The organism is Streptomyces sp. NPDC051913, from assembly GCF_044593635.1.
Taxonomy (GTDB): Bacteria; Actinomycetota; Actinomycetes; order Streptomycetales; family Streptomycetaceae; genus Streptomyces.
The window spans coordinates 90,919-111,702 of sequence record NZ_JBIUCI010000018.1; the positions used below are offsets into that span (position 1 = coordinate 90,919).

The 20,784-nt window shown below is 70.6% G+C and carries 17 protein-coding genes and 2 pseudogenes; 7 read left to right on the forward strand and 12 right to left on the reverse strand.

Annotated features, from left to right (window positions below; translation table 11 throughout):
• Positions 1 to 63 precede the first annotated feature (63 nt).
• Positions 64 to 1,203, reverse strand: a complete 1,140-nt coding sequence (locus ACIHIX_RS38600; RefSeq protein WP_399964766.1) for an acyl-CoA dehydrogenase family protein — start codon at positions 1,201 to 1,203, stop codon at positions 64 to 66.
• Between the two features lie 87 nt (positions 1,204 to 1,290).
• Between ACIHIX_RS38600 and ACIHIX_RS38605 the strand changes: the two genes are divergently transcribed.
• Positions 1,291 to 1,917, forward strand: coding sequence for a TetR/AcrR family transcriptional regulator (locus ACIHIX_RS38605; protein WP_399964768.1), 627 nt, complete (start codon positions 1,291 to 1,293; stop codon positions 1,915 to 1,917).
• A gap of 8 nt (positions 1,918 to 1,925) precedes the next feature.
• Here ACIHIX_RS38605 and ACIHIX_RS38610 read toward each other — a convergent pair whose 3' ends face one another.
• Both ACIHIX_RS38610 and ACIHIX_RS38615 read right to left on the reverse strand, forming a co-directional pair.
• A complete protein-coding gene (locus ACIHIX_RS38610; RefSeq protein ID WP_399964770.1) occupies positions 1,926 to 3,416 on the reverse strand; it encodes an aldehyde dehydrogenase family protein in 1,491 nt (496 codons plus the stop codon).
• On the reverse strand, positions 3,413 to 4,306 hold the full coding sequence (locus ACIHIX_RS38615) for an oxygenase MpaB family protein (RefSeq protein WP_399964772.1): 894 nt from the start codon (positions 4,304 to 4,306) through the stop codon (positions 3,413 to 3,415). The genes ACIHIX_RS38610 and ACIHIX_RS38615 overlap by 4 nt, the downstream gene beginning before the upstream one ends.
• 232 nt (positions 4,307 to 4,538) lie before the next feature.
• Between ACIHIX_RS38615 and ACIHIX_RS38620 the strand changes: the two are divergent.
• Positions 4,539 to 5,252, forward strand: a pseudogene (locus ACIHIX_RS38620) (oxygenase MpaB family protein).
• A 113-nt stretch (positions 5,253 to 5,365) separates the two neighbouring features.
• Here the strand turns inward: ACIHIX_RS38620 and ACIHIX_RS38625 are convergent.
• The 6 genes and pseudogenes from ACIHIX_RS38625 to ACIHIX_RS38650 form a co-directional block, all read right to left on the reverse strand.
• A complete protein-coding gene (locus ACIHIX_RS38625) occupies positions 5,366 to 6,460 on the reverse strand; it encodes a zinc-binding dehydrogenase (protein WP_399964774.1) in 1,095 nt (364 codons plus the stop codon).
• Positions 6,461 to 6,503: 43 nt separating this feature from the next.
• On the reverse strand, positions 6,504 to 6,971 hold the full coding sequence (locus tag ACIHIX_RS38630) for a DUF4334 domain-containing protein (protein WP_399964776.1): 468 nt from the start codon (positions 6,969 to 6,971) through the stop codon (positions 6,504 to 6,506).
• A gap of 85 nt (positions 6,972 to 7,056) precedes the next feature.
• A complete protein-coding gene (locus tag ACIHIX_RS38635; RefSeq protein ID WP_399964867.1) occupies positions 7,057 to 7,533 on the reverse strand; it encodes a (2Fe-2S)-binding protein in 477 nt (158 codons plus the stop codon).
• A 23-nt stretch (positions 7,534 to 7,556) separates the two neighbouring features.
• Positions 7,557 to 9,864, reverse strand: a pseudogene (locus ACIHIX_RS38640) (molybdopterin cofactor-binding domain-containing protein).
• A gap of 75 nt (positions 9,865 to 9,939) precedes the next feature.
• The gene (locus tag ACIHIX_RS38645; RefSeq protein WP_399964778.1) at positions 9,940 to 11,163 is read right to left on the reverse strand and encodes an oxygenase MpaB family protein; all 1,224 of its coding nucleotides are present in this window, start codon (positions 11,161 to 11,163) and stop codon (positions 9,940 to 9,942) included.
• Positions 11,164 to 11,236: 73 nt separating this feature from the next.
• Positions 11,237 to 12,466 (reverse strand): oxygenase MpaB family protein, encoded by a 1,230-nt coding sequence (locus ACIHIX_RS38650; protein WP_399964780.1) that lies wholly within the window; start codon positions 12,464 to 12,466, stop codon positions 11,237 to 11,239.
• Between the two features lie 155 nt (positions 12,467 to 12,621).
• Here ACIHIX_RS38650 and ACIHIX_RS38655 point away from each other — a divergent pair, with 155 nt between their 5' ends.
• The 3 genes from ACIHIX_RS38655 (at position 12,622) to ACIHIX_RS38665 (ending at position 15,524) form a co-directional block, all read left to right on the forward strand.
• Positions 12,622 to 12,879: a hypothetical protein gene (locus ACIHIX_RS38655; protein WP_399964781.1), complete on the forward strand. Its 258-nt coding sequence runs from the start codon at positions 12,622 to 12,624 to the stop codon at positions 12,877 to 12,879.
• 301 nt (positions 12,880 to 13,180) lie between these two features.
• Entirely contained in the window at positions 13,181 to 14,221 is a 1,041-nt protein-coding gene (locus ACIHIX_RS38660; protein WP_399964783.1) for a porin PorA family protein, read from the forward strand.
• A 136-nt stretch (positions 14,222 to 14,357) separates the two neighbouring features.
• On the forward strand, positions 14,358 to 15,524 hold the full coding sequence (locus tag ACIHIX_RS38665) for a TetR/AcrR family transcriptional regulator (protein WP_399964785.1): 1,167 nt from the start codon (positions 14,358 to 14,360) through the stop codon (positions 15,522 to 15,524).
• Between the two features lie 76 nt (positions 15,525 to 15,600).
• Here the strand turns inward: ACIHIX_RS38665 and ACIHIX_RS38670 are convergent, their stop codons facing one another.
• Positions 15,601 to 16,809: an oxygenase MpaB family protein gene (locus tag ACIHIX_RS38670; protein WP_399964869.1), complete on the reverse strand. Its 1,209-nt coding sequence runs from the start codon at positions 16,807 to 16,809 to the stop codon at positions 15,601 to 15,603.
• Positions 16,810 to 17,010: 201 nt separating this feature from the next.
• Positions 17,011 to 17,361, reverse strand: a complete 351-nt coding sequence (locus ACIHIX_RS38675; RefSeq protein ID WP_399964787.1) for a VOC family protein — start codon at positions 17,359 to 17,361, stop codon at positions 17,011 to 17,013.
• Between the two features lie 477 nt (positions 17,362 to 17,838).
• Between ACIHIX_RS38675 and ACIHIX_RS38680 the strand changes: the two genes are divergently transcribed.
• Both ACIHIX_RS38680 and ACIHIX_RS38685 read left to right on the forward strand, forming a co-directional pair.
• On the forward strand, positions 17,839 to 18,297 hold the full coding sequence (locus tag ACIHIX_RS38680) for a DUF5707 domain-containing protein (protein WP_399964789.1): 459 nt from the start codon (positions 17,839 to 17,841) through the stop codon (positions 18,295 to 18,297).
• A gap of 70 nt (positions 18,298 to 18,367) precedes the next feature.
• Positions 18,368 to 19,081, forward strand: coding sequence for a DUF2238 domain-containing protein (locus ACIHIX_RS38685; RefSeq protein ID WP_399964791.1), 714 nt, complete (start codon positions 18,368 to 18,370; stop codon positions 19,079 to 19,081).
• 137 nt (positions 19,082 to 19,218) lie between these two features.
• On the opposite strand, the gene ACIHIX_RS38690 is transcribed toward ACIHIX_RS38685, so the two are convergent.
• Complete coding sequence (locus tag ACIHIX_RS38690) at positions 19,219 to 20,646, reverse strand: cellulose binding domain-containing protein (protein WP_399964793.1); 1,428 nt, start codon at positions 20,644 to 20,646, stop codon at positions 19,219 to 19,221.
• Between the last annotated feature and the right edge of the window lie 138 nt (positions 20,647 to 20,784).

The window sequence follows — 20,784 nt, forward strand, 5'->3', positions numbered from 1 at the left end:
CACCGAAGAGGGCCGCCGGCCACCCGCAGCACGCGGGGTGGCCGGCGGCCCTCGTTCACGGGGTCACAGTCCGTAGCTCTTGCCGATGATGTCGCGTTGGATCTCGCTGGTCCCGCCGTAGACGGTCGAGACGACGGCGGCCCGCAGATGACGTTCCATGCCGTACTCGGTGGCGTAGCCGTAACCGCCCATCATCTGCATGCACTCCAGGGCGACCCGCTTGGCGGTCTCGGTGGCCTTGAGCTTGGCCATGGACGCCTCCCGGGGGAAGAGCCGGTCGGGTTCGGCGTCGCAGTCCGCGGCCACCTCGCGCACCAGCAGGCGGGCGCACTCGATCTCCGTCGCGAGATCGGCGACCCGGTGCCGCAGCGCCTGGAAGGAGCCGATGGGCCGGCCGAACTGCTCGCGCTCGCCGAGGTAGGCGACGGCGTCGTCGAAGGCCCGGCGGGCCAGCCCCAGCATGTTGGCGGCCAGGAAGAGCCGTTCGTAGTTCAGCCCGGCCATCAGCTGGGGCCAGCCCTGGTCGACCTCGCCGACGACGGCGTCGGCCGGCAGCCGTACGTCCGTCAGGAACACGTCGTTGACCTCCCGTCCCCCCATGGTCTCGATGCCGCGTGTCTCCACGCCGGGTGTGTCCATGGGGACGTGGAACATGGTCAGACCGTGGTGCTTGTCGTCGCCCGTGCGGGCCACCAGCAGCATGCTGCGGGCGAGGTGGGCGTTGGAGATCCACGTCTTCTGACCGTTGACCAGCCAGCCGCCGCCGGGGTGGCGTGCGGCCCGGCAGCGCAGGGCGCCGACGTCGGAGCCGGCCGAGGGCTCCGACATGGCGACGGCGAGCACCGTGCCGCCCGCGGCACCGCTCAGGACCTCGCGGCGCTGCTCCTCGGTGCCGAACCGCTCGTACGCCTTGGCGGTGATGACGGTGGTGACGAAGCCGCCCGCCGGTATCAGGCCGTACGCCGTCTCCTCCAGGAAGACACAGGCGTCGGCCAGACCGCCGCCCGCGCCGCCGAACTCCTCGGGCAGGCAGACGCCGAGCCAGCCGAGGTCGGCGAGCATGCCGTAGATCTTCGGGTTGTGCGGTTCCCGTCCGCCCTCGGTCAGCGCCTCACGCTGTTCGCGGGTGCCGCACTCTCGCCTGGCGAAGTCGCGTACGGCGGCGGCGAAGTCGGACTGCTCGGCGGTGAGACGGCTTCCCATGAGGCCTCCAGGACCAGTGAGCTACAGAGAGATGGACTATGTATCAATGTTGCCATCCGCGGGTGGGCCGGTACCGTGAAAGGCACCATGAAGACTTCTGCTAACGACTCCCTGCTGGCCCGCGCGATCGCACGGCCCGAGACAGAGGAAAAACTGGCGCGGCAGATCCTCGACGCCGCGGTGGAGCAGTTCACGACCTTCGGCCTGCGCCGCTCCTCGGTGGACGACGTCGCGAAACGGGCCGGAGTGTCGCGGGTGACCGTCTACCGGCGCTTCCAGAGCAAGGACGGCCTGGTGGAGGCATGTCTGCTGCGCGAGGGCAGCCGCTTCTTCCAGAAGCTGGACGCCGCGGTCGCCGCGCTGCCGACCATGGAGGACCGGGTCGTCGAGGGCTTCGTGGTCGCCCTGCGGTACACCAAGGCCCATCCGCTCTTCGGGGGGCTGCTGCGGCTCGAACCCGAGGTCGTGCTGCCCTACATGACCGTGCAGGGCGGACCGTCGCTCGCCGCCACCACCGACTATCTGACCGCTCATCTGCGCCGCGCCCAGCAGACCGAGGGCCGGCCCGAGTCCGACCCCCGGCCGGTGGCCGAGCTGATGGTGCGCGTGGCGGTCTCCTTCCTCCTCAATCCGGCCAGCTGTATCGAGTTGGACGACGAGGAGCAGGCGCGCGCCTTCGCCCGCCGCTATCTCGCCCCGCTGCTCGACGCCTGACCGCGTCCTCAGCGCCGCCGGTGCAGCGCCCGGGCCAGGGCGATGGCTCGGGCCTTGGCCGCGGCCGGGGTCCGGAACGACGTCAGATCGACCGGAGCGGCGAACCTGCGCACCGTGACGGACTGCGGCGCCGCGAAGGCCCGCAGCCCGTCCGCCCCGTGGATCCGGCCGAAGCCCGAGTCGCCCGACCCGCCGAACGGCAGGGCCGGCACCGCGGCGAAGCCGAGGACGGAGTTGACCGACACCGCGCCCGCCCGCAGCCGCGCCGCGATCGCGGCACCGGCGCGCCCGCCGCCGCTGAACACGGCCGCCCCCAGCGCGTACCGGGAGGCGTTGGCCCGGGCCACCGCCTCCGCCACGTCCGCCACGGAGTTGATCACCACGGTCGGCCCGAAGGTCTCCTCGGTGACAGCGGGCGAGTCCTCCGGTACGTCGACCAGCACGACCGGCCCCACATGGGGCCCCGCCACCGACTCCACCCCACCGAACGCCGCACGCCCGCCGGCTTCCAGGGCGGCGCTGACATGCCGGCGCACCACCTCGGTCTGGGACGGCATCGTCAGTGGCCCGTAGGCCGCCTCGGCGGACGGGCCGGTCGGCAGCGCGCGGGCCCGCTCCACCACCTTCGCGCAGAGCTCGGCATGCGCCTCACGTACGACGTAGACCCGTTCGACCCCCGCGCAGGTCTGCCCCGCGTTGCCCATCGCGCCCCACACCACGGCGTCCGCCGCCGCGTCCAGGTCGGCGTCGGCGGTGACGACGACGGCGTCCTTGCCGCCGCACTCGGCCAGGAACGGCGTCAACGACTCGGCGCACACCGCCATCACCTTGCGCGCGGTCCCCGGTGACCCGGTGAACGCCACCTTGTCCACCCCGGAGCGCGCCAGTGCCTCCCCGGTCGACCCCGGCCCCGTGACGACCGTGAGCAGACCGGCGTGCTCGGGCACGGCCGCCGCGAACCGCTCGGCCAGCAGCAGACCCGTGCCCGGGGTGTACTCGGAGGGCTTGAGGACCACGGCGTTCCCGGCCGCCAGCGCGTAGCCGATGGACCCCATGGGCGTGTACACGGGGTAGTTCCAGGGCCCGATGACACCGACGACACCGAGGGGCCGGTGCACGACCGTCGCGGCCTGGTTGGCCGCCACCAGTCCGGCGCGCACCCGGCGCCGACGCAGCACCCGATGGGCGTTGCGGGCGGCCCAGTTCAGCTGTTCCAGCGTCAACAGCACTTCCAGCTGGGCGTCCTGCCGGGGCTTGCCGGTCTCGGCCGCGATGCTCTCCGCCAGGCTGTCGAGGCAGTCCGCCAACTCGCGTTTCCAGGCGAGCAGATGGGACCGGCGGCGGGCGGCGGGAAGAGCCGCCCAGCGGGTGGCCGCCTGCCGTGCCCGGTCGACCGCGGCGGCCGTCTCCGATGCCCCGTGGACGGGGTAGTGGGCGAGGACGTCGCCGGTGGCCGGGTGGCGGGAGGCGAAGGTGGCGGCCGGGGCGGTGTGCGTCATCCGTGCTCCTGAGGTGAGGTCTCCTCGGCCAGCGGTACCGACGGCCTGCTCTGTGCCCAGTGCGGGCCGAGGTCGTCCAGCGTCCAACCGAAGGGGTAACTACGGGGTTTGGGGTGGCTCGGCCACCACTCGGGGCGGGCCGGCAGCAGACGCACCACGGTCGCGCGGGCCCGCAGCGCGCGGTGGGCGGCGACACGCAGCGGGCGGGGCTGACGGGGCAGCCCGAGCGCGGTCGACAGAGGTTCGTCCAGCAGGGCGAGGGCGAGACGGGCTACCAGGGGCCGCAGCAGCCGCGGGTACATGCCGGTGACGACCCGTAAAGTCGCCGCCGCCACCCGCCGGTTGGCCGGGTCGTAGGCGAACATCTCCTTCTCGTAGGTGTCGAGGAGGTGCTCGAACCCCGTGTAGTCGGCGGGCAGATCCGTGATGCCCATCATCGTGCCCATGCGACGGCCCACCAGAGCCAGACTCTCGGTCTCCTGCGGGGACAGCGCCCGCCAGCCGTACCGGTCGATCCACCGTTTCGGGCCGACGACAGTGGTGGCCAGGACGTAGAGGTAGTCCTCGTTGGGAATGCGGTAGCGGCCGTGGATGCGGTTGAGATGGCGGGCGGTGGCCCGGCCGTGCTCGGAGTGCGTGCCTTCGCGGACCAACTCGTAGGCCATCAGTACGGTGTCGTCGTACCGCTTCTGTCCCGCCGTCTCGAACTCCTGCGTGCGGTCCAGGAGTTGGGAGATTCTGGGCACGCCGTAGTCGCGCAGGAACGCGACCGACAGGCCCTGGAGGTAGTCCCAGGGGAACTCGTACTGGGTGAGCCACCAGAAGATCTGCTCGTAGTCCTGCTGCGGATCCAGTCGCTCGATGCGGCGGAGCCGGGTGTAACGGCCCATGACGGTTCCTCCTATCGGGGCCGGGCGTGCGCACTGAGATCGGTGAAAGCCGGCCTTCCGACCGTGGGGCGGATCCTCGGGAGAGTCGAAGATACAAAAACTATTGACTTGTTTCTCCCGGCGCGTCAATACTCCGGGCACGGCAGGGCAACGGAGGTGCCATGACACGCCACGACGGCCTCGTGCGGCGCCTCCTGGGCGCCGACGTCGCCGCACGGCGGCCGCTGGGAGCGTGGTGACGATGGCTACCCGACCGGCACTCGTCCTCCAGGTGGCCCACCCCGTCGTCGGCGCCGGAGTCGACGACCACTCCGTCCGGCACCGACACCCGCGGACGCGCCTACCGCGCCCTGGCGCCCGCTACTACGCCTGGGTGCACGCCACGGCCTACCCCAGCTTCCTGCGGGCCGCGCGATATCTCTCCCACCCCCTGAGCGACGCCGAGGAACGCCGCCTCTACGACGAGTTGCTGCGCCTCGGCGACGTCCTCGGCATCAACTGACCGGACATGCCGAGGACGCCGGAGGAGTTCTGGCCCTACTTCGACACCGTGGTCGCCGAGGAGCTGGAGCCGACGGTCGTGGTGAAGCAACTCCTCGACCCGGGGCGCCCGATCGCCCTGCCGCCCGGCGCGCCGGCACCGCTGCGCGCCCTGTGGCCCGTCCTGCGGCCACCGCTGGGCCGTCCGCACGTGTTCGTCACCATCGGTCTGCTGCCGCCCGTCGCCCGCGCGCGGCTGGGCCTGCCCTGGACCCGCCGGGACGGGCGGCGGCTGCGCCGCCTGGGCGCGGTGGTGCGCACCCTCGTACCACTGCTGCCGGAACGGCTGCGCTACCTGCCCGTGGCCTGCGCCGCCCGCCGGGTGGCGCAGGCCGATCGGCCTGAACCCCGCCCCGGCGAAGCTCAGGCCGGATTGCCGGGCCGCACCCTGGCTGGGCGCAGTTGAGGTTGGACGGTCGCCGCGAACTTGGCGACGGCGCAGTTGAGGTCGGACGGTCGCCCCGAACCGCCACGGCGCGTTCAGGTCGGACGGTTGGCCGAACCCCGCCTCGGTGAAGCTCAGAAGGAAGTCACGACCACCCGGGCCACGTCGGGTTCCGCGAGGGCGGCGTACCCGGCGTCGAGGTCGGCCAGCGCGATGCGGCGGGAGATCAGGTCGTCCAGGGGGAGTTCCCCTCGCAGGTACAGCTCGGCGCAGCGGGCGATGTCGCGGCGTGGGTCCCCGGCGCCCATGATCAGCCCTTGTATGCGTTTCTGCTCCAGCAGCAGGCGCGGCAGCGAGAGCCGCAGCTCCGCGCCGCCCGCCGCCAGTCCCACCAGATGAACTCCGCCGCCCAGCCCGGTCATCCGCAGTGCCTGCTCCGCGGTCACCGCCGTGCCGACGAGGTCGAAGGCGTGGTTCACCCCGCCCCCGGAGAGGTCGCGTACGGCGCTCACGGCGTCGGTGTGCGCGGAGTTGACGACGTGTGTGGCGCCGAAGGCGCGCGCTCGGGCCAGCTTGCCGTCCTGGACGTCGATCGCGACGATGGGCGACGCCCCGGCGAGCCGCGCCCCGCTGATCGCGCTCAACCCCACGCCCCCGGCGCCGATCACGGCGACGCTCTCGCCCGGCGCGACCCGTGCGCCGTTGAGCACGGAGCCCACCCCGGTCAGCACCCCGCAGCCGAGCAGGGCGGCCGGGGCGAAGGGCATCTCCCGTGGCACGGCGGTGAGTTGGTTCTCATGGACGAGCGCGTGCCGGGCGAAGCCGCCGAGGCCCATGCCCTGGGTGACGGGCCGGCCGTCACGGCTGAGCCTCGGGGCGCCGTCGGCGGGGTCGCGCAGGGTGGCCTCGGGATGCCGGCACTGGTACGTGCGACCGGCGGCGCAGGCCACGCAGGCACCGCACCACTGCACCAGGCAACCCACCACATGGTCACCGGCCTTGAAGGCGCCGACCCGCGGGCCCGGCGCCACGACCTCTCCCGCGATCTCGTGCCCCAGGACCAGGGGCAGGGGCAGGCGTCCCGGGTTGTGGGTGGCGAGGGTCAGGTCGGTGTGGCAGAGCCCGGCGGCCCGTACCTCCACGAGAACCTCGCGACCGGCGGGTTCGGCGATGTCTATGTCCTTGAGGGAGAAGCCCGCACCGGCCTTCTCCACCACGGCGGCTTTCACGAACGGACTCCTTGTACGGCAGGCCCTGCCGGCGCGGCCGGGGTCAGACGCGGTCGAGGACGAAGTAGAAGAAGGGGCCGTGCTCGGCGAAGCCCTTGCCGTTCATGATTCCCATCAGGGTGCCCTCGTCGACCTGCTTGAAGTGGTCGAAGACCGGCTGGCCGTCGTAGACCATGGTGGCCGTCGACTCGCCACGGAACTCGACCATCCACAAACTGGCCTCGCCCTTGCCGAGTTCGGTGTCGGAGTACAGCTCTCCGTCCGCGCCCCGCATGATCAGCGGCTTGGCGTCATGGGCGGCGAGGAACGTCTTGCCGTACCAACCGGAGCGCGCCAGCTTCCCGTTGAGCGGATGGCCGGTGTCGAACTCGCTGCCTCGCCAGCGGCCGAGGACCGCCTCGACGCGCACGGTCGGCAACGCGGCCCAGACGGCGTCGAGTTCCTGGTCCGAGACGGTGGTCTCCTTCTCCCGCAGGACGGTGAACCGGGTGCGCGCTTCCTCGATGTCCATACCTCTCCCGACGTCGCTGTGAGAAACAAACAGTCACATCATGTCTCAGTGTTTCCCGAGAGGACAGTGCCCCGACGGCGGCGCCTCACATCTTCTCGGCGCCGGCCCGGATGGCCGCCCGGATACGGAAGTACGTCCCACAGCGGCAGATGTTGCGGATGCCGTCGAGATCGGCGTCGGTGATACCGCGGCCCTCCTCCGCCACGCGCCGCACCAGGGCGACGGCGGCCATGATCTGACCGGGCTGGCAGTAGCCGCACTGGGCCACGTCCTGGTCCAGCCACGCCTGCTGCATCGGATGGAGGTCCTCGTCCACCGTGGCGGCGAGCCCCTCGATCGTGGTGATCTCGTCGGTGGGACCGAGCGCGCCGACGGGGACCGCGCAGGGGTTGACGGCCTTTCCGTTGAGGTGGCTGGTGCACGCCTTGCAGACGTTGATGCCGCATCCGTACTTGGGTCCGGTGACGCCGAGGAGGTCACGCAGGACCCACAACAGACGTACGTCATCGGCGACTTCGACGGTCACCTGCTCGCCGTTGAGGCGGAATGTGTGGGTGGGCACGGACGGGTCCTCCAGACGCTCGCTCATCGGACGTGGTCCAGGCCGTCGGTGGGTGACGGGGGGATCGGTGGGACGGTGGGCTTGGGCGCGAAGGAGAGGGTGCCGTGGTTGATCGGGAAACTGGTCGGCATGGTGCCCGTGGCGCGGCCGTAGGCGCAGGCGACGGCGGCCATCGAGGCGGCGACGCCCAGCTCCCCGGCCCCGCCCGGTTCGCCCGTGGTGGTCGGCATGATGACGACCTCCAGTTCCGGCGGGATGTTCCACTGCCGGGTGTAGAAGTAGTTGTCCCAGCTGGCTTCCAGGAAGTACCCGTCGCGCAGGTGCAGGCTGGAGGTCAGGGCCAGGGCGATGCCGTCCATGACGCAGCCCGTCATCTGGGCTTCCAGACCACGGGGGTTGACCGTGAGGCCGACGTCCACGACACACACGGCCTTGGTGACGCGCGGTCCCGTGACGCCGTCGCGGACGGGCCGGTCGACGGTCTCCGGGCGGCAGTCGATCTCCACCAGCACGGCATTGGCGGAGTGGTACTCGGTGTGGAGGGCGATTCCCTGGGCCACCCCGTCGGGCAGGGACCGCCCCCCAGTCGCCGACCTCGGCGGCCTTCTCCAGTACGGCCCGGGCCCGGTCGTCCTGGAGCAGGTCGAGGCGGTAGCGGTAGGGGTCCTTGCCCAGTTTCCGGGCGAGCCGGTCGACCATGAGTTCCCGGGCGCAGACGACGTCGGGGGAGTAGACGTTGCGCATGCTGCCGGTGTTGAAGCTCTTGTCCGTCTCGCTCAGGAGCCGGCTCGTGACGCCGAACCGGTACGGCGTGGACTGGGAGAGCTGGAAGAACGTCTCGGAGAACCCGATGTCACCGACCGGCAGCCGCGCGGCCAGCGCGGTGAAGATCTCGCCGAGCCCGTGACCGAGGTCGGTGGCCACGCTGGTGTGCCGTTGCCGGTAGCCGATCACCGTGTCGCCGAGGTGGGCGATGTGCACGCGGGAGGTGGCCATGGGGTGAGCGCGGCCCTGCCGGGCGTCGTCGGCGCGGTGCCACATGAGCTTCACCGCCTTGCCGATCTTCTGTGAGATCTCGGCGGCCTCGAGCGCGGCGTCGAAGAACAGTTTCCGGCCGAAGGACCCGCCGCCCTCGGTGACATGCACCGTGACCGAGCCGAGCGGCAACTTCAGTTTCGCGGCGATCGCCTCCTGAGCGACGATCGGCGCCTTGAGGCTCGACCAGATCTCGGCACGGTCGGAACGTACGTCGGCTATGGCGCAGTTGGGCTCCAGCGCGCTGTTGCTGCGGAACGCGAAGGTGAACCTGCCCTCCACGCTCGGCGCGAGCGGCGGTACTCCGAGGGGGAGTTCGGCGGCCCGCAGCGCGTCGAGCACGGAGGCGTCGGACTTGCCCGCCGCACTGCCCGCCTTCCAGCTCACCCGCAGGGCGCGGACGGCGTCGATGCACTGCCCGAAGGTCCGGGCACGCACCGCCACGCCGGTGGAGATCACGGCGAGGTCGGTGACGCCCGGCATGCCTCGTACCTCGGCCGCGTTCGCCACCGAGGCGACCGTGCCGTTGATGGTCGGCGCTCGGCACACCATGGTCGGCAGTGCGCCGGGGACGTCGAGATCCAGGGTGAAGGTCTTGCGTCCGGTGACGGCGGCGAGAGCGTCGACACGGGGGTGGGGCCGGCCGATGACGGTGAACTCGGTGCCGGCTTTGAGGTCGACGGCCATCTGGAGGGTGTGCGGGCTCGCCGCGTCCTCGGCCAGGTCCCCGATTCCGGCGCTGCGACCTCCGGGACCACTGATCACCCCGGCCTCCAAGGTCAAATCGCCGAGGTCGGCGGCCCAGCGGTGCGCGGCGGCCCGGAGCAGTCGGCTGCGGGCGACCGCGGCGGCGACCCGGATCGGGGTGTACGTCGAGACGGTCGTGTTCGACGCACCGGTGAGCTGGTTGAACAAGAGCTCCGGGCGGGCGTCGGCCAGGGTGATCCGCACCCGTTCGACCGGCACGTCCAGCTCCTCGGCGATGAGCATGGCCGTCGAGGTGGTGATGCCCTGCCCCACCTCGGCCCTGGGCAGCGCGAACGACACGGTGCCGTCCGGGGCGACCTCGACCTTGATGAGTGCGGAGGTGGGCGCGGCGGCCGCGGTCATGACGTCGTTGAGGTCGAGCAGTTGGGTGAGGTCGGGTGAGGGGACGCCGGCCCGGGCCGGCGGTGCGGGCAGGAGTTCGGCGGCGGTCGTCAGGGTCGTGGCGGCCAGGACGTAACCGAGAAACCGCCGTCTGCCGAGGACGTGCGGTTCGGCGCCTGGCCGGGCCGCGTGCTCACTGCCTGTCATGCGCTTCCTTCCGCGGGCGGAGGTGGGGCCGCGCCCGGGGCGGGGCCGGCCCCGCACCTCCGCGGTGGGTGTGGTTCAGGAGGGGCGGTTGGCGTCGGGTATCTCCAGATGGATGCCCCGTCCTTCGGCCAGGAAGAGCAGGACGAACCTGCGGATGGCCTCCTCCACGGTCCAGGCCGCGGCGGGGACGAGCGGCAGCGGGATCAGACCCTCGCGGAAGGCGACCAGCAGGGGCCAGGCGGCACTGATCAGGGGCTGCCAGAAAGGCTCCTTGTCCAGTCCGATCAGATCGCCGGCGCGATCGCCGACGGTGTACCGGGAGAAGGCGTTGATCAGCGGCCGGGTCAGGCCCGCGTCGAGCTCCGCGACGATGTCGAGGAGTACGTCGGTGAGTTCGACGCCTTCGGGGGTGGCGGCCAGGATCGGGTCGAGGACCTGCTGGGACTGGGCGTTCGCCTGGTCCCAGGAGCTGGGGATGTACTCGTCGAGGATGCCCATCATGTGCGCGGTCACCTGCCACACGTGCAGGAAGCCGTCGGACTCGGTGGTGGTGATCGGCACCCGCCAGTCCTTTAGCTTGCGCATGACAAATGTAGGGAGACTGTGCCAGGTGACCATCAGGTCGGCCTGGCTGATCGGGACGGCCTGGCCGTTGCTGGTACGGGACCAGCCGGGGGACTGCGGCAGCAGATGTCGTACGGCCGCGTGCACCAGCCGGGTCTTCACCGCGGTGACGATCATGGTGCCTTGGGGCTGATAGGCGTTCAGATCGCCGACGTCGTAACCGAGTTGGGCGGTCTTGGCGATGCGGTCCTTCATGTCCGCGCCGCCCTTGGAGTAGTAGACGGCGCGTGCCTCGCGGGGGATGGCGGTGCTCATCAGGCCGCTGCCCAGTCCGTACAGGGCGCCGGTGTAGATGCCCTTCTTCGTCGTGAAGGCGGCCGCCGCCCTGAGTTTTGCCGGGTCGGCCCAGGAGGGCAGTCGGCGGGCGTCTTCCATGAACTCCCGGAGATCCGCGGGGAGTCCGGCCGGCAGCGGCTGGTCGTTGCGGGTCCACTGCCGCAGCGCCTCGTTGACCTTGGGCACGTCTCCCCGGTCGATAACGGCGGCGAGGACCGGGTCGGCCGTGTCGTCCCACACCCATTCGGGGTCGAGTCCGGCTCCCTGCCCGGCGACGGATCCGCTCGCCGCCCAGGTCCACGGCGGGCGCGCCTGGGCCGGCGCGGCGGCGCCCAGCGCGCCCAGTGCTCCGAGCGCCCCGCCAGCGAGCAGCATGCTGCGCCTGCTGAGTTCTTCCATGACTGAACTCCTTGTCGTGGTTCGTTGCGATGGTCACCGGGACACGGCGAAAGGGCCGGTCCGCTCGGTGGGTTCACTCGGGCCGGTTCGTCTCCGGAAGGACGATGCTGGTGCCCTGGCCCTTGGTGAGGAAGAACATGATGTATGTGCGTGCGGCCTCGTCGATCGTCCAGGCCAGCGGCGGCACCAGGGGCAGCGGGATGAGCTTCTCGCGGAAGGCCACGAGCTTCGGCCAGGCGGTGGCGACCGCCTGCTCCCAGAAGGGTTCGCGGGGAATGCCGTCCCAGTCCGCCACCTGGTCGCCGACCAGGTAGCGGGCGAGGGCGTTGACGAGGGGCCGGTCGAGGCCGCCGGGACTGGTCTGCTCGGCGAGCTGGCGGAGCAGGATGTCCGTCAGCTCGACGCCCTCGGGGGTGGCGGCGAGGACCGGGTCGAGGATCTGCCGGGACTGGGAGTCGGCCGCGGCCCAGGTGGCCGGGATGTATTCGTCGCGGACACCGAGCATGTGTGCCGTCACCTGCCACACATGGAGGTAGGCCTCGGAGTCGGCGGAGGTGAGCGGCACCTTCCAGTCGCGCAGCTTGCGCATGGTGTACGTGGGCAGACTGTGCCAGGTCACGAGGATGTCGGCCTGGCTGATCGGGATGCTCTGGCCGCCGCTGGTGCGGGTCCAGTGCGGGGACCGGGGCAGCAGATGGCGTACGGCGGCGTGCACCAGGCGTGTCTTGACGGCCTCCACCATCACCTTGCCGTCGGGCCGGTAGGCGTTGAGGTCGCCGACGGCGAAACCCAGCAGGCTCGTCTTGGCGACGCGGTCCTCCATGTCGGCGCCGCCCTTGGAGTAGTAGACGGCGCGTGCCTCGCGGGGGATGGCGGTGCTCAGCATGCCTCCGCCCACCCCGTTGAGCAGATTGAGGTAGATGCCCCGCGACTCGTTGAACTTCGCCGCGGTCTCGAGCTTCGCGCGATCGGCCCAGGCCGGGAGTTGCCGTGCCTCCTCCATGAACTCCCGTAGATCCGCGGGGAGTCCGGCGGGTACCGGCTGGTCGTTGCGGGTCCAGGTGCGCAGCAGTTCGTTGACTTTCGGCATGTCACCGCGGTCGATCACGGAGGCGACCAGACGGTCGGCTTCGTCGTCCCACACCCACTCGGGGTCCAGGCCGGCGCCGCTGCCCGCCACCGATGTGCGCGGGTCCCAGGTCCACGGGGTCCGCGCCCGGGCGGGCGAGGCCAGGCCGAGTGCCCCCAGAGCGCCCGCTGTTCCCCCGGTGAGCAGCATCCTGCGCCTACTGAGTCCGTCCATGGGTGCGAACTCCTCCTTGAGTTGCGGGTGTTGTGCGGACCTGTGACTCATCGGTCCTCTTTGATACGGTGAAACAGATTGAGCATCTCTGTATCTCCAGGGGAGCACAGCCGAGGCGTGAACGCCAGGGGCCGCACAGAATCAGGGAGACGCTCGTGACGCTCACCGCACCCGCCTGCACCCCGCCCGGCCCACCGTCCCTGCTCGATGCGGCGTTCGAGCAGTTGTGCCGCATGGGGATCACGCGCTGCGGCATGGGAGACACGGCTGAGCCGGGAACGGCAGGTGTCATCGACGTGTCCGACGGGACGCAGCCGGCGGCCCTGGCCCGAACACACCTGGCGCCGATGCTGCACGCGCCGCTTCCGTCGGGCCGGACGGACGTCAACCAGGCATCCCTGCCGTCGACTTGACGCACTCCCGGAACCCGCGACGCACCCACGCCATCCCGCCCGATCTGCCGATCCCGCCGCGAAGGAACCGGACATGCCCGCGACCGAGCACCCGCCCAAGCGGCAGCCCTCGAAACTGATCGCTCGCTCAGTGAAGTCGGCCCAGTGTGCGGCCGGTTGATCACGGATGTTGAATCTGATCAGCCCAAAAGCCAATAGAGAGGCCGTTGTTGAGGGTGTTGACGGCCCGATCGGGGCGCCCTACTTTCTTAGCGCTCGCTAAGTCATCCTCCGTCTGCAGTACTCCCGTTGAGGAGAAGTCATGCGCAGGACCAGTTGGGTACTGGCCGGATCGGCCGTCGTCCTGGTGGCGGCGTCCGCCGTCACCCGGTTCACCGTCTACCCCGCGCTGCACCAGGTGCCGGCCGACGCCAAGAGCACCTTCCGCTACGAAGGCACCGCCACGCTCCTCAACGCCGAGGCACTCCAGGCCGGCGACCTGAGCAAGGCCTTCCTGACCGGTGTGCCGGTGACCCTCGACCGACGTATCGAGGTGAAGGACACACATGGCCGGACGGCCGTCGTCGCCGACGACGCCGTGCTGCGCGGCCCCGGCGGCACGAAGCTGAGCACCTCCACACATCTGTGGGCGCTGGACCGGCGGGACCTCACCGAGCGGACGGCACCTTCGGGGTCCGGGGCCGAGCCGCACGAGGGACTCGTCATCTCCTGGCCGCTGGAACCGGAGAAGCGGGACTACCGCTTCTGGGACACCGGCACGAAGAATGCGTTCCCGGCGAAGTACGACGGCACGCAGTCCGTCGACGGCCGCGAAGCGTATGTCTACACCATCACCTCCGAGGGCCCCCTCGCGGAGACCGCCACACTGAAGTCCCTGCCGTCCGCCCTGCCGCGTGAAGCGGTGATGGGTCTGGTCTCCGCGCTGCCCGAGCAACAACGCCCCGACGAGAAGGCGTTGGCGGACCTGCCGAAGTCGGTGCCGCTGACCTACACCACCGCGACCGAGCGGCGGGGCTGGGTCGACGCGGAGACCGGTCTGTCCCTGAACGGCTCTCTGCATCAGAAAGTCCTCGCGCGGACGCAGGGGGCCGAGGGGGCGGTGACGCTCTTCCCCGTGAGCGACGTCGACGTCCGGGGCAGCCAGGCCTCGGTGCACCACCAGAGCGACGACGCGGAGACGACCGCACGGCTGCTGTGGCTGCTCGGCACGGCCGGTCCGCTCGCGATGCCGGCGCTCGCCCTGCTCCTCCTGGTCCTGGCCCTGTGGCTGGCGCGGCGCCGGTCCCGTGCGGTCACCGACGAGGAGGAGACCGGCAAGGAAGTCACCTCCGCGGCGCTGTGAGCGCCGGGGGACACGAGCTCGGGTGACGGGGCCGAGGACGCCGGTCGGCGGGGCCTGCGACGGATGCCCCGGGAGCCGGGGCCGAGTGTGATTGACTGCTCGGCATGGCCCCGTCCCCGCTTCCGCCCGTTCGGCTGTGACCGCCGAGCCGACCGCGGCCGTGCGGCCCCGCAACCGCAGACAGCTCATCGTCGAGGCGGCCGGCCGGGTCTTCAGCGAACGCGGCTACCACTGGGCGTCCATGGAAGAGATCGCCACCCGCGTGGGCATCACCGCCGCGGCCCTGTACCGGCACTTCCCCAACAAGTACGCGCTGTTCGCCGAGTGCGCCGAGATCATGGCGGACCGTCTGGTCGCCGCGGTCGACGAGGTGCCGTCCGAAGCACCCCTGGCGGAGCTGCTGGCCGCCCTGAGCCGGGTCACCGTCGCGTACCGCGCGTCCGGCGGGGTGTACCGATGGGAGGCCCGCTACCTCCACCGCGAGGACCGGCGCCATCTGCGGGCGAAGTTCGGGCACGTCGTCGCGCGCGTGGAGGAGGCCGTGCGACGAGAGCGCCCGTTGCCCATGGCCCACTTGCGGGCCGTGGCGGCTCTCGGGGCGATCGGGTCCATCACCATGCATCACACCTCGATCGCCGCGCGCCGCGCCGAGGAACTGCTGTCGGCGTCGGCGACGCGGGTGGCCGCGACCGACCCCACGCTCGCTCCCCGGGGTGCCGTGCGTCCCGTCGAACTGCCCGCCCAGCCGGTGCCGCGCACCCGGCGGGCGCAGATCCTGGCGGCCGCGATCCCGCTGTTCGCCCGGGACGGGTTCGCCAGCGTCACCAACGGACAGATCGCGGAGGCCGTGGGCCTGGCTCCGTCCGCGCTGTACCGGCACTACCCCGGCAAGGTCGACATCCTGGCGGCGGCCTGTCTGCAGGCGGCGGGCCTGGTGACGCAGGGCGTGGACAGAGGGCTGCACGACGTGGCCGATCCGTACGAGGCCGTCGTCGCACTGGCGGCGACACATGTGGCCTACTGCTTCGAACACACGGCGCTGAACAGCGTCGCCGAGGCCGAGGTGGCCGGTCTGCCCGACGATCTGCGGCGACCCGTCGTGCTCGCGCAGCGGGAGTACATCGCCGTCTGGGAACAACAACTACGCCTCGCCCGGCCGGAGTTGGATCCGCGCCAGGCGCGGGCGCTGGTGCACGTGGGGTTCGGGGTGGTCGTCGAGGCCGGCCGTGGACTGCGCTGGCAGGACGCTCAGCACCATCGTGACACCGTCACGGCTCTGGTCGTGGGCGCCCTGGGCCTGTGAAGGGACGACGCGTCGCGGCCGGGGCAGGAGTGCGGGACGGGTGTGACGCCGGTCCGACCGCCCGCCCCGGCAGGGTTCAGGCGGCGGGTCGGTTCCCCGTGGGGATCGTGATGAGCGTGGCGGTCGGCGAGGTGCCCTTGTTGAGGAACAGCATGGCCAGGGCGCGCACGAACTGGTCCACCACATAGAAGGTGCCCGGCATGACGGGCGAGAGCCCCTCGCGGAACAGGATGTACGCGGGCCATGCCGTGCGCACCAGCGCCGCCGCGGCGTAGTCGCGCTTCAGGCCCAGCCAGTCGCCGACGTCGTCGCTGAGGACGTACCGCACGAACTCGTTCAGGAACCCGCGCGTGACGCCGAGGTCGATCTGGGCGGTCAGACCGAGCAGGTCCTCGGCCAGCTCCAGGCCCTCGCTCGTGGACGCCAGGATCGGCGTGAGCACCTGCTGCGACTGCGCCTCGGCCGCCGCCCAGGTCTGCGGGATGTACTCGTCCGGAACGCCGAGCAGATGCAGGGCGACCTGCCAGGAGTGCAGGAAGGCTTCCTGGTCCGCGGCGGGGAACGGGACCTTCCAGTCGAGCAGCCGACGGCGCACGTAGGTGCCCAGGCTGTGGAAGGTGACGAGGATGTCCGCCGCGCTGATCGGTATCGTCTGGTTGCTGACGGCCCGCCAGTGCGGCGACTGCGGCAGCAGATGACGCACCGCGGCGTGCACCAGTCGCGTCTTGTTGGCGGTGACGACGAACTGTCCGGTGGGTTCGAAGGCCTTGAGCTGGGACAGGTCATAGCCGAAGGTGAACGTCTTGGCCGCCCGGTCCTGCATGTCGGCGCCGCCCGCGGACCAGTACACGCTGCGGGCCTCGCGCGGGATCACGGTGCTCATGATGCCGCTGCCGAGGCCGTAGAGCATGAACAGATAGGTGTCCCTGCGGCGGTTGAAGTCCGCGGCGCGGCTCAGCTTGGCGGTGTCGGCCCAGGCGGGCAGCCTGTTGGCCTGTTGCAGGTGGGCGGTGAGAGCAGCGGGAAGACCGCTGGGCAGCGCGTCGCCGTTGTTCACCCAGCCCTTGATCGCCGTGTTGACCGCCGGCACTCCGCCGTTGTCGATCAGCGTGGCCATCAGCGGGTCGACCGTGCTGTCCCAGACGTACTCCGGATCGGTGCCCGCGCCGGCGCCGGCCACCGAGTCCGACGCGGGCCAGGCCCATGCCTTGCTGCCGCCCACCGCCCCCATGAGGCCGAGCGCCGCACCGAGCGTCAGAGCCCTGCGCCTGCTGAGATTCTCCATTGACATACCCGCTTCCCTGAAAGACCGACTGGCGACCTGCTGCTTTCTTCCAAGCGATTTGAGTCACGAACGCGTTTCACGCTCAATTGAGAGATGTGATTCTGCGTTAACATAGCGGCGCAGCGCCGTCGCGGCAATGGTGGTCACCGAAGACCCCGCCGGCCCTCTGGCGGGCGGTGCAGGCCGTACGGCCGCGGGACGTCACAGATCGTGGGCGACGGGGTGCAGCGGTTCGTACAGCGGAAGTTCGGCGCCACCGGGGAGCCGGATCGCCGTCAGCCGGCCCCAGCGCTGTTCGCTGACCGGGCGGGTGATCTCGACGCCCTTGGCGCGGAACTCGTCGAGCAGCGAATCGAGGTTGTCGCACATCAGAGAGAGCTCATGGCGGGGCGGGCCGTCGGTGGGGTGTACGGCGACTTCGGCCGGAGGCAGCTTGAAGACGAGCCACCCGCCGCCCGCGTCGACGCCGGGAAAGCCGAGGACGTCACGGATGAAGGCACGGTCCTGCTCGGCGTCCTGGCTGTAGACGATGACATGCGCACCGCTGATCATGGCCTGCTCCTGTCCATTCGCGTGCTGGGGCGGGTGTCCCGGCATCGTGGCACGCAAGATCCACGAGTTCCGCGCTCACCCGCCGTGGCGGATCGCCGAACCCGGGTGAAGGGTGTGCCGCGGCACTCACCAAGGTCACCAGCTCGACGTCCCGGGTGGGGAGGGGCACGCTCCGGATACCGACACGGGCGCAGCGGACTCATCGGCCGTGCGGAAGAGCCGGTCATGGTGCGGGCGGCGGTCGACGGTGCCCGCGTCATCACCCGCGGATCACCGAGACCGCCAAGAACTCCCCGTACGACGACCCCATCTCACCGTGGCACCGAGGCGGTGCGGGCCTGCCACGGTCGGCTACTCAGGCGGAGTTGAGTAGGCCCGCTCATGCCCGGCGGATCCTCGCGCGGCGAGTATCTGTGCTGCGGCGCAAGGCAGTTGTGCCGGTTCGATCCAGTGCTGATGACCTTTACGGAGTATCCCATGTCCCGTCGTATCGCTCTGTCCGTGGCCGCAGGTGTCGTCGTCCTCGCTGGTGCCGGGGCCGGTGCGTTCGCTCTCGCCTACGCCGGGGAGCAGCCCCCGGCCCTGGCCGACAGCACCGCCCGTTACACCGCTCCCGACGGTGACCGGGACGGCTCGCTCACCTTCGCCACCGAGGTCACCGCGTCGTCCGGCACCAAGAGCGTGCGGGTGCTGGCCTGGCCGGAGAAGTCGTCCCTCGGTGAGAAGGGGCTGACCGAGAAGGACATGGCCGCCGCGGAGCCGGCCGTCTGCGTTCCTGCCGGAGGCGACACCGTGCGCTGCACCTACACCGTCACGGTCACCGCCGCCGACGCCGCGTCGTCCCCGCGCGGCGTCTGGCGGATCGCCGTCCTGGCCACGGCCAAGGACGGCACCACCACCCTGGACACCACCGCGACCGACTTCACCGTGCGCTGACGAACAACCGCACACACACCCAGTCCTCGGACCCCGAGGGCGATGTCCACACCCACACAAGGAACCAGCCATGTCCCCACTCGCCCCAGCGCCCGCCCAGGAGCAGCCACCCACCGGCCGGCCCGGTACCGCTCCCGGCCGACGTCGGCTGCCTGCCCTGCTGGCCGTCCTCGTGACCGTCGCACTCGCGGTCTCGGCCTGGCATCCGAAGGACTTCACCACCTGGGTCCTGGAGACGGTGTGGGTGATCGTGGGCCTGCCGCTGCTGATCGTGCTGCGCAAGCGGTTCCCGCTCAGCAACCTGCTGTACTGCCTGCTCGCCGTGCACGCCCTCGTCCTGATGACGGGCGGGCACTACACCTACGCGGAGGTGCCCGCGGGGGAGTGGGTACGCAACTGGTTCGACCTGTCGCGCAACCCCTACGACCGCCTCGGCCACCTCGTCCAGGGCTTCGTCCCGGCGATCCTGGTCCGTGAACTGCTCGCCCGCACCTCGCCCCTGCGCGGCAACCGCTGGCTCGCCCCGCTCACCGTCTGCGCCTGCCTTGCCTTCAGCGCGGTCTTCGAGATGCTGGAATGGCTCTCCGCCGTCATCGGCAAGGACGCCGCGGACGCGTTCCTGGGCACCCAGGGCGACGTATGGGACACCCAGTGGGACATGTTCTGCTGCCTCATCGGGGCCACCGTCTCGCTGCTGCTCCTCTCCCGTCTCCACGACCGTTTCCTGGCTCGCCTCATTCCGGCTACGGCCGCAACTGGGGGGCGGCGTGCCGGCGAACGGTGAACACCCGCTCCAGTGTGGTCGGATCCAGGTCCGTCCGAGTGGGACAGAGGCCACCGGCGACCAGCTGATCAGGGAGCGGGCGAAACGTAGGTGCCGGGGCCCGGTGAGTACCGGGCCCCGGCAGGCCGGAGAGGCGGTCAGGTGGCGGGGACGTCGTCCTGGAACGTGGTGCCCGCGCTGCGGTACGCCGCCACCTTGGAGGCGACCTGCGCCGGCGTGAGGACCTGGTCCTTGATGTGCAGTACGTAGTCGACCTGTTCGTCGTACGCCCGTGGGGTGCTGCTGGTCAGCCCGCCGAAGTCGATCAGCCACTGGTTGAAGTTGATGGACATGGGTCGTTCCGGCAGGTACGCGGCGTCGTGCGTACCGAAGAGCTGCCCGTCGACGTAGTACTTGATGCTGCTGTTGTCGATGGTCAGCACCAGGTCGTGCCAGCCGGTGAAACTCTGGCGGCTCTCGCTGTGCTGGTTGACCGCCACCCAGGGGTCGGCCTGGTAGGTCTCCCAGGACGTGGTGTAGAGGATGGCGGACGGCTCGCCCCAGCCGCCGTTGGGCAGATACTCGAAGTCGTACTCGGCGTAGTCGTCCGCCAGGGGGGCCTTGAGGTCGTTGATGGTGAAGAAGGTCTGGACGAGGTGATCGCCGTCCGGCCCGGATCTGGGCGCGTCGCTGAACCTGACACGGGCCGCGTAGGTGCCGTTCTTGAACTTGGTCGCCTTGGTGAGGATCTCGGTCTGCTCGGTGCTCGCTCCGGTGCCGGCGGTCGAGGTCTCCAGGTTCATGACGGAGTTGCCGCCGGTGGTGGCGAAGGTGACGTTCTCGGGTGCCCAGGTGGCGCCGGAGACGCCGGGGCCACCGGAGTTGGAGCGTACGCTCCAGCCGTTCGCCGAGATCCTCGGGTCGGTGTGGCTGGTGTAGTTGAAGTCGTCGAAGAGGGTGGCGCCGCCGGTCGGAGGGTCGGTGGGTGGGTCGGTGGGCGGGTTCGTCGGGTCGTTGCCCGCGGGGGCCTGGCCCCACAGGGTGGTGCCGGCGAGCTGGGCGGTGACCTTGGACCAGTTGGCGTACGACGTCTGGGAGGCGCCGAAGGAGTAGTCGTCGCTCTGGTTCAGCGGTGCCCAGGTCGACTGGTAGAAGCGCAGTTGCATGTCGCCGGTGTCGGCGCCGGGCGCGAGGGAGCCGGCTCCGGAGGTGAAGCCGATCTCCAGGTAACGGTCCGCCGTTGCGGTGGGGTTGGCGAGCGTGCCGAAGGTGCCGGTGACGTTGGCGCAGCCCTTGACGGCCCAGGAACAGGCGAAGCGGTAGGTCGCGTTCGCCGAGTCGGCCTTGAAGTAGTAGCGGATCTTGACGTTTTGCAGGGCGATGCCGCTGGTGCCGGTGTTCGTCACCTTGAACCAGGGTTCCGCCTGATCGGCGCTGGCTCCGGAGGCGCTGGTCCGGTACTGGACACTCAGTCCGTCGGTGGCCGCGCTCGCGGTGGCGGGGAGTGCGGTGAGCGCGGCGGCGCCCATGCCGACGGCGAGGGCGGCGGCAGTTGTGGCGCGCAACCGGTTCGTTCTGGATCTCATCGTGGTTCCCTCCAGAAAGGTGGGGGTGATTCCCGGAATGGGATGCCGGAGCCGGCGAAGCTATTGACCAACTGACCAGTGAAAGTGACTGGTCAGCTTGCCAGTTGAGGTGAGGACGAAGGTGGCATAGACCAATTG

What these genes read in the sequence shown, in the direction of transcription:
- ACIHIX_RS38675 (WP_399964787.1), bottom strand. Translation starts at nt 17,361, where the DNA reads ATGATCAGCGGTGCGCATGTCATCGTCTACAGCCAGGACGCCGAGCAG.
- ACIHIX_RS38610 (WP_399964770.1), bottom strand. Translation starts at nt 3,416, where the DNA reads ATGACGCACACCGCCCCGGCCGCCACCTTCGCCTCCCGCCACCCGGCC.
- ACIHIX_RS38630 (WP_399964776.1), bottom strand. Translation starts at nt 6,971, where the DNA reads ATGGACATCGAGGAAGCGCGCACCCGGTTCACCGTCCTGCGGGAGAAG.
- ACIHIX_RS38650 (WP_399964780.1), bottom strand. Translation starts at nt 12,466, where the DNA reads ATGGACGGACTCAGTAGGCGCAGGATGCTGCTCACCGGGGGAACAGCG.
- ACIHIX_RS38680 (WP_399964789.1), top strand. Translation starts at nt 17,839, where the DNA reads ATGTCCCGTCGTATCGCTCTGTCCGTGGCCGCAGGTGTCGTCGTCCTC.
- ACIHIX_RS38615 (WP_399964772.1), bottom strand. Translation starts at nt 4,306, where the DNA reads ATGGGCCGTTACACCCGGCTCCGCCGCATCGAGCGACTGGATCCGCAG.
- ACIHIX_RS38670 (WP_399964869.1), bottom strand. Translation starts at nt 16,809, where the DNA reads ATGGAGAATCTCAGCAGGCGCAGGGCTCTGACGCTCGGTGCGGCGCTC.
- ACIHIX_RS38690 (WP_399964793.1), bottom strand. Translation starts at nt 20,646, where the DNA reads ATGAGATCCAGAACGAACCGGTTGCGCGCCACAACTGCCGCCGCCCTC.
- ACIHIX_RS38600 (WP_399964766.1), bottom strand. Translation starts at nt 1,203, where the DNA reads ATGGGAAGCCGTCTCACCGCCGAGCAGTCCGACTTCGCCGCCGCCGTA.
- ACIHIX_RS38645 (WP_399964778.1), bottom strand. Translation starts at nt 11,163, where the DNA reads ATGGAAGAACTCAGCAGGCGCAGCATGCTGCTCGCTGGCGGGGCGCTC.
- ACIHIX_RS38685 (WP_399964791.1), top strand. Translation starts at nt 18,368, where the DNA reads ATGTCCCCACTCGCCCCAGCGCCCGCCCAGGAGCAGCCACCCACCGGC.
- ACIHIX_RS38605 (WP_399964768.1), top strand. Translation starts at nt 1,291, where the DNA reads ATGAAGACTTCTGCTAACGACTCCCTGCTGGCCCGCGCGATCGCACGG.
- ACIHIX_RS38660 (WP_399964783.1), top strand. Translation starts at nt 13,181, where the DNA reads ATGCGCAGGACCAGTTGGGTACTGGCCGGATCGGCCGTCGTCCTGGTG.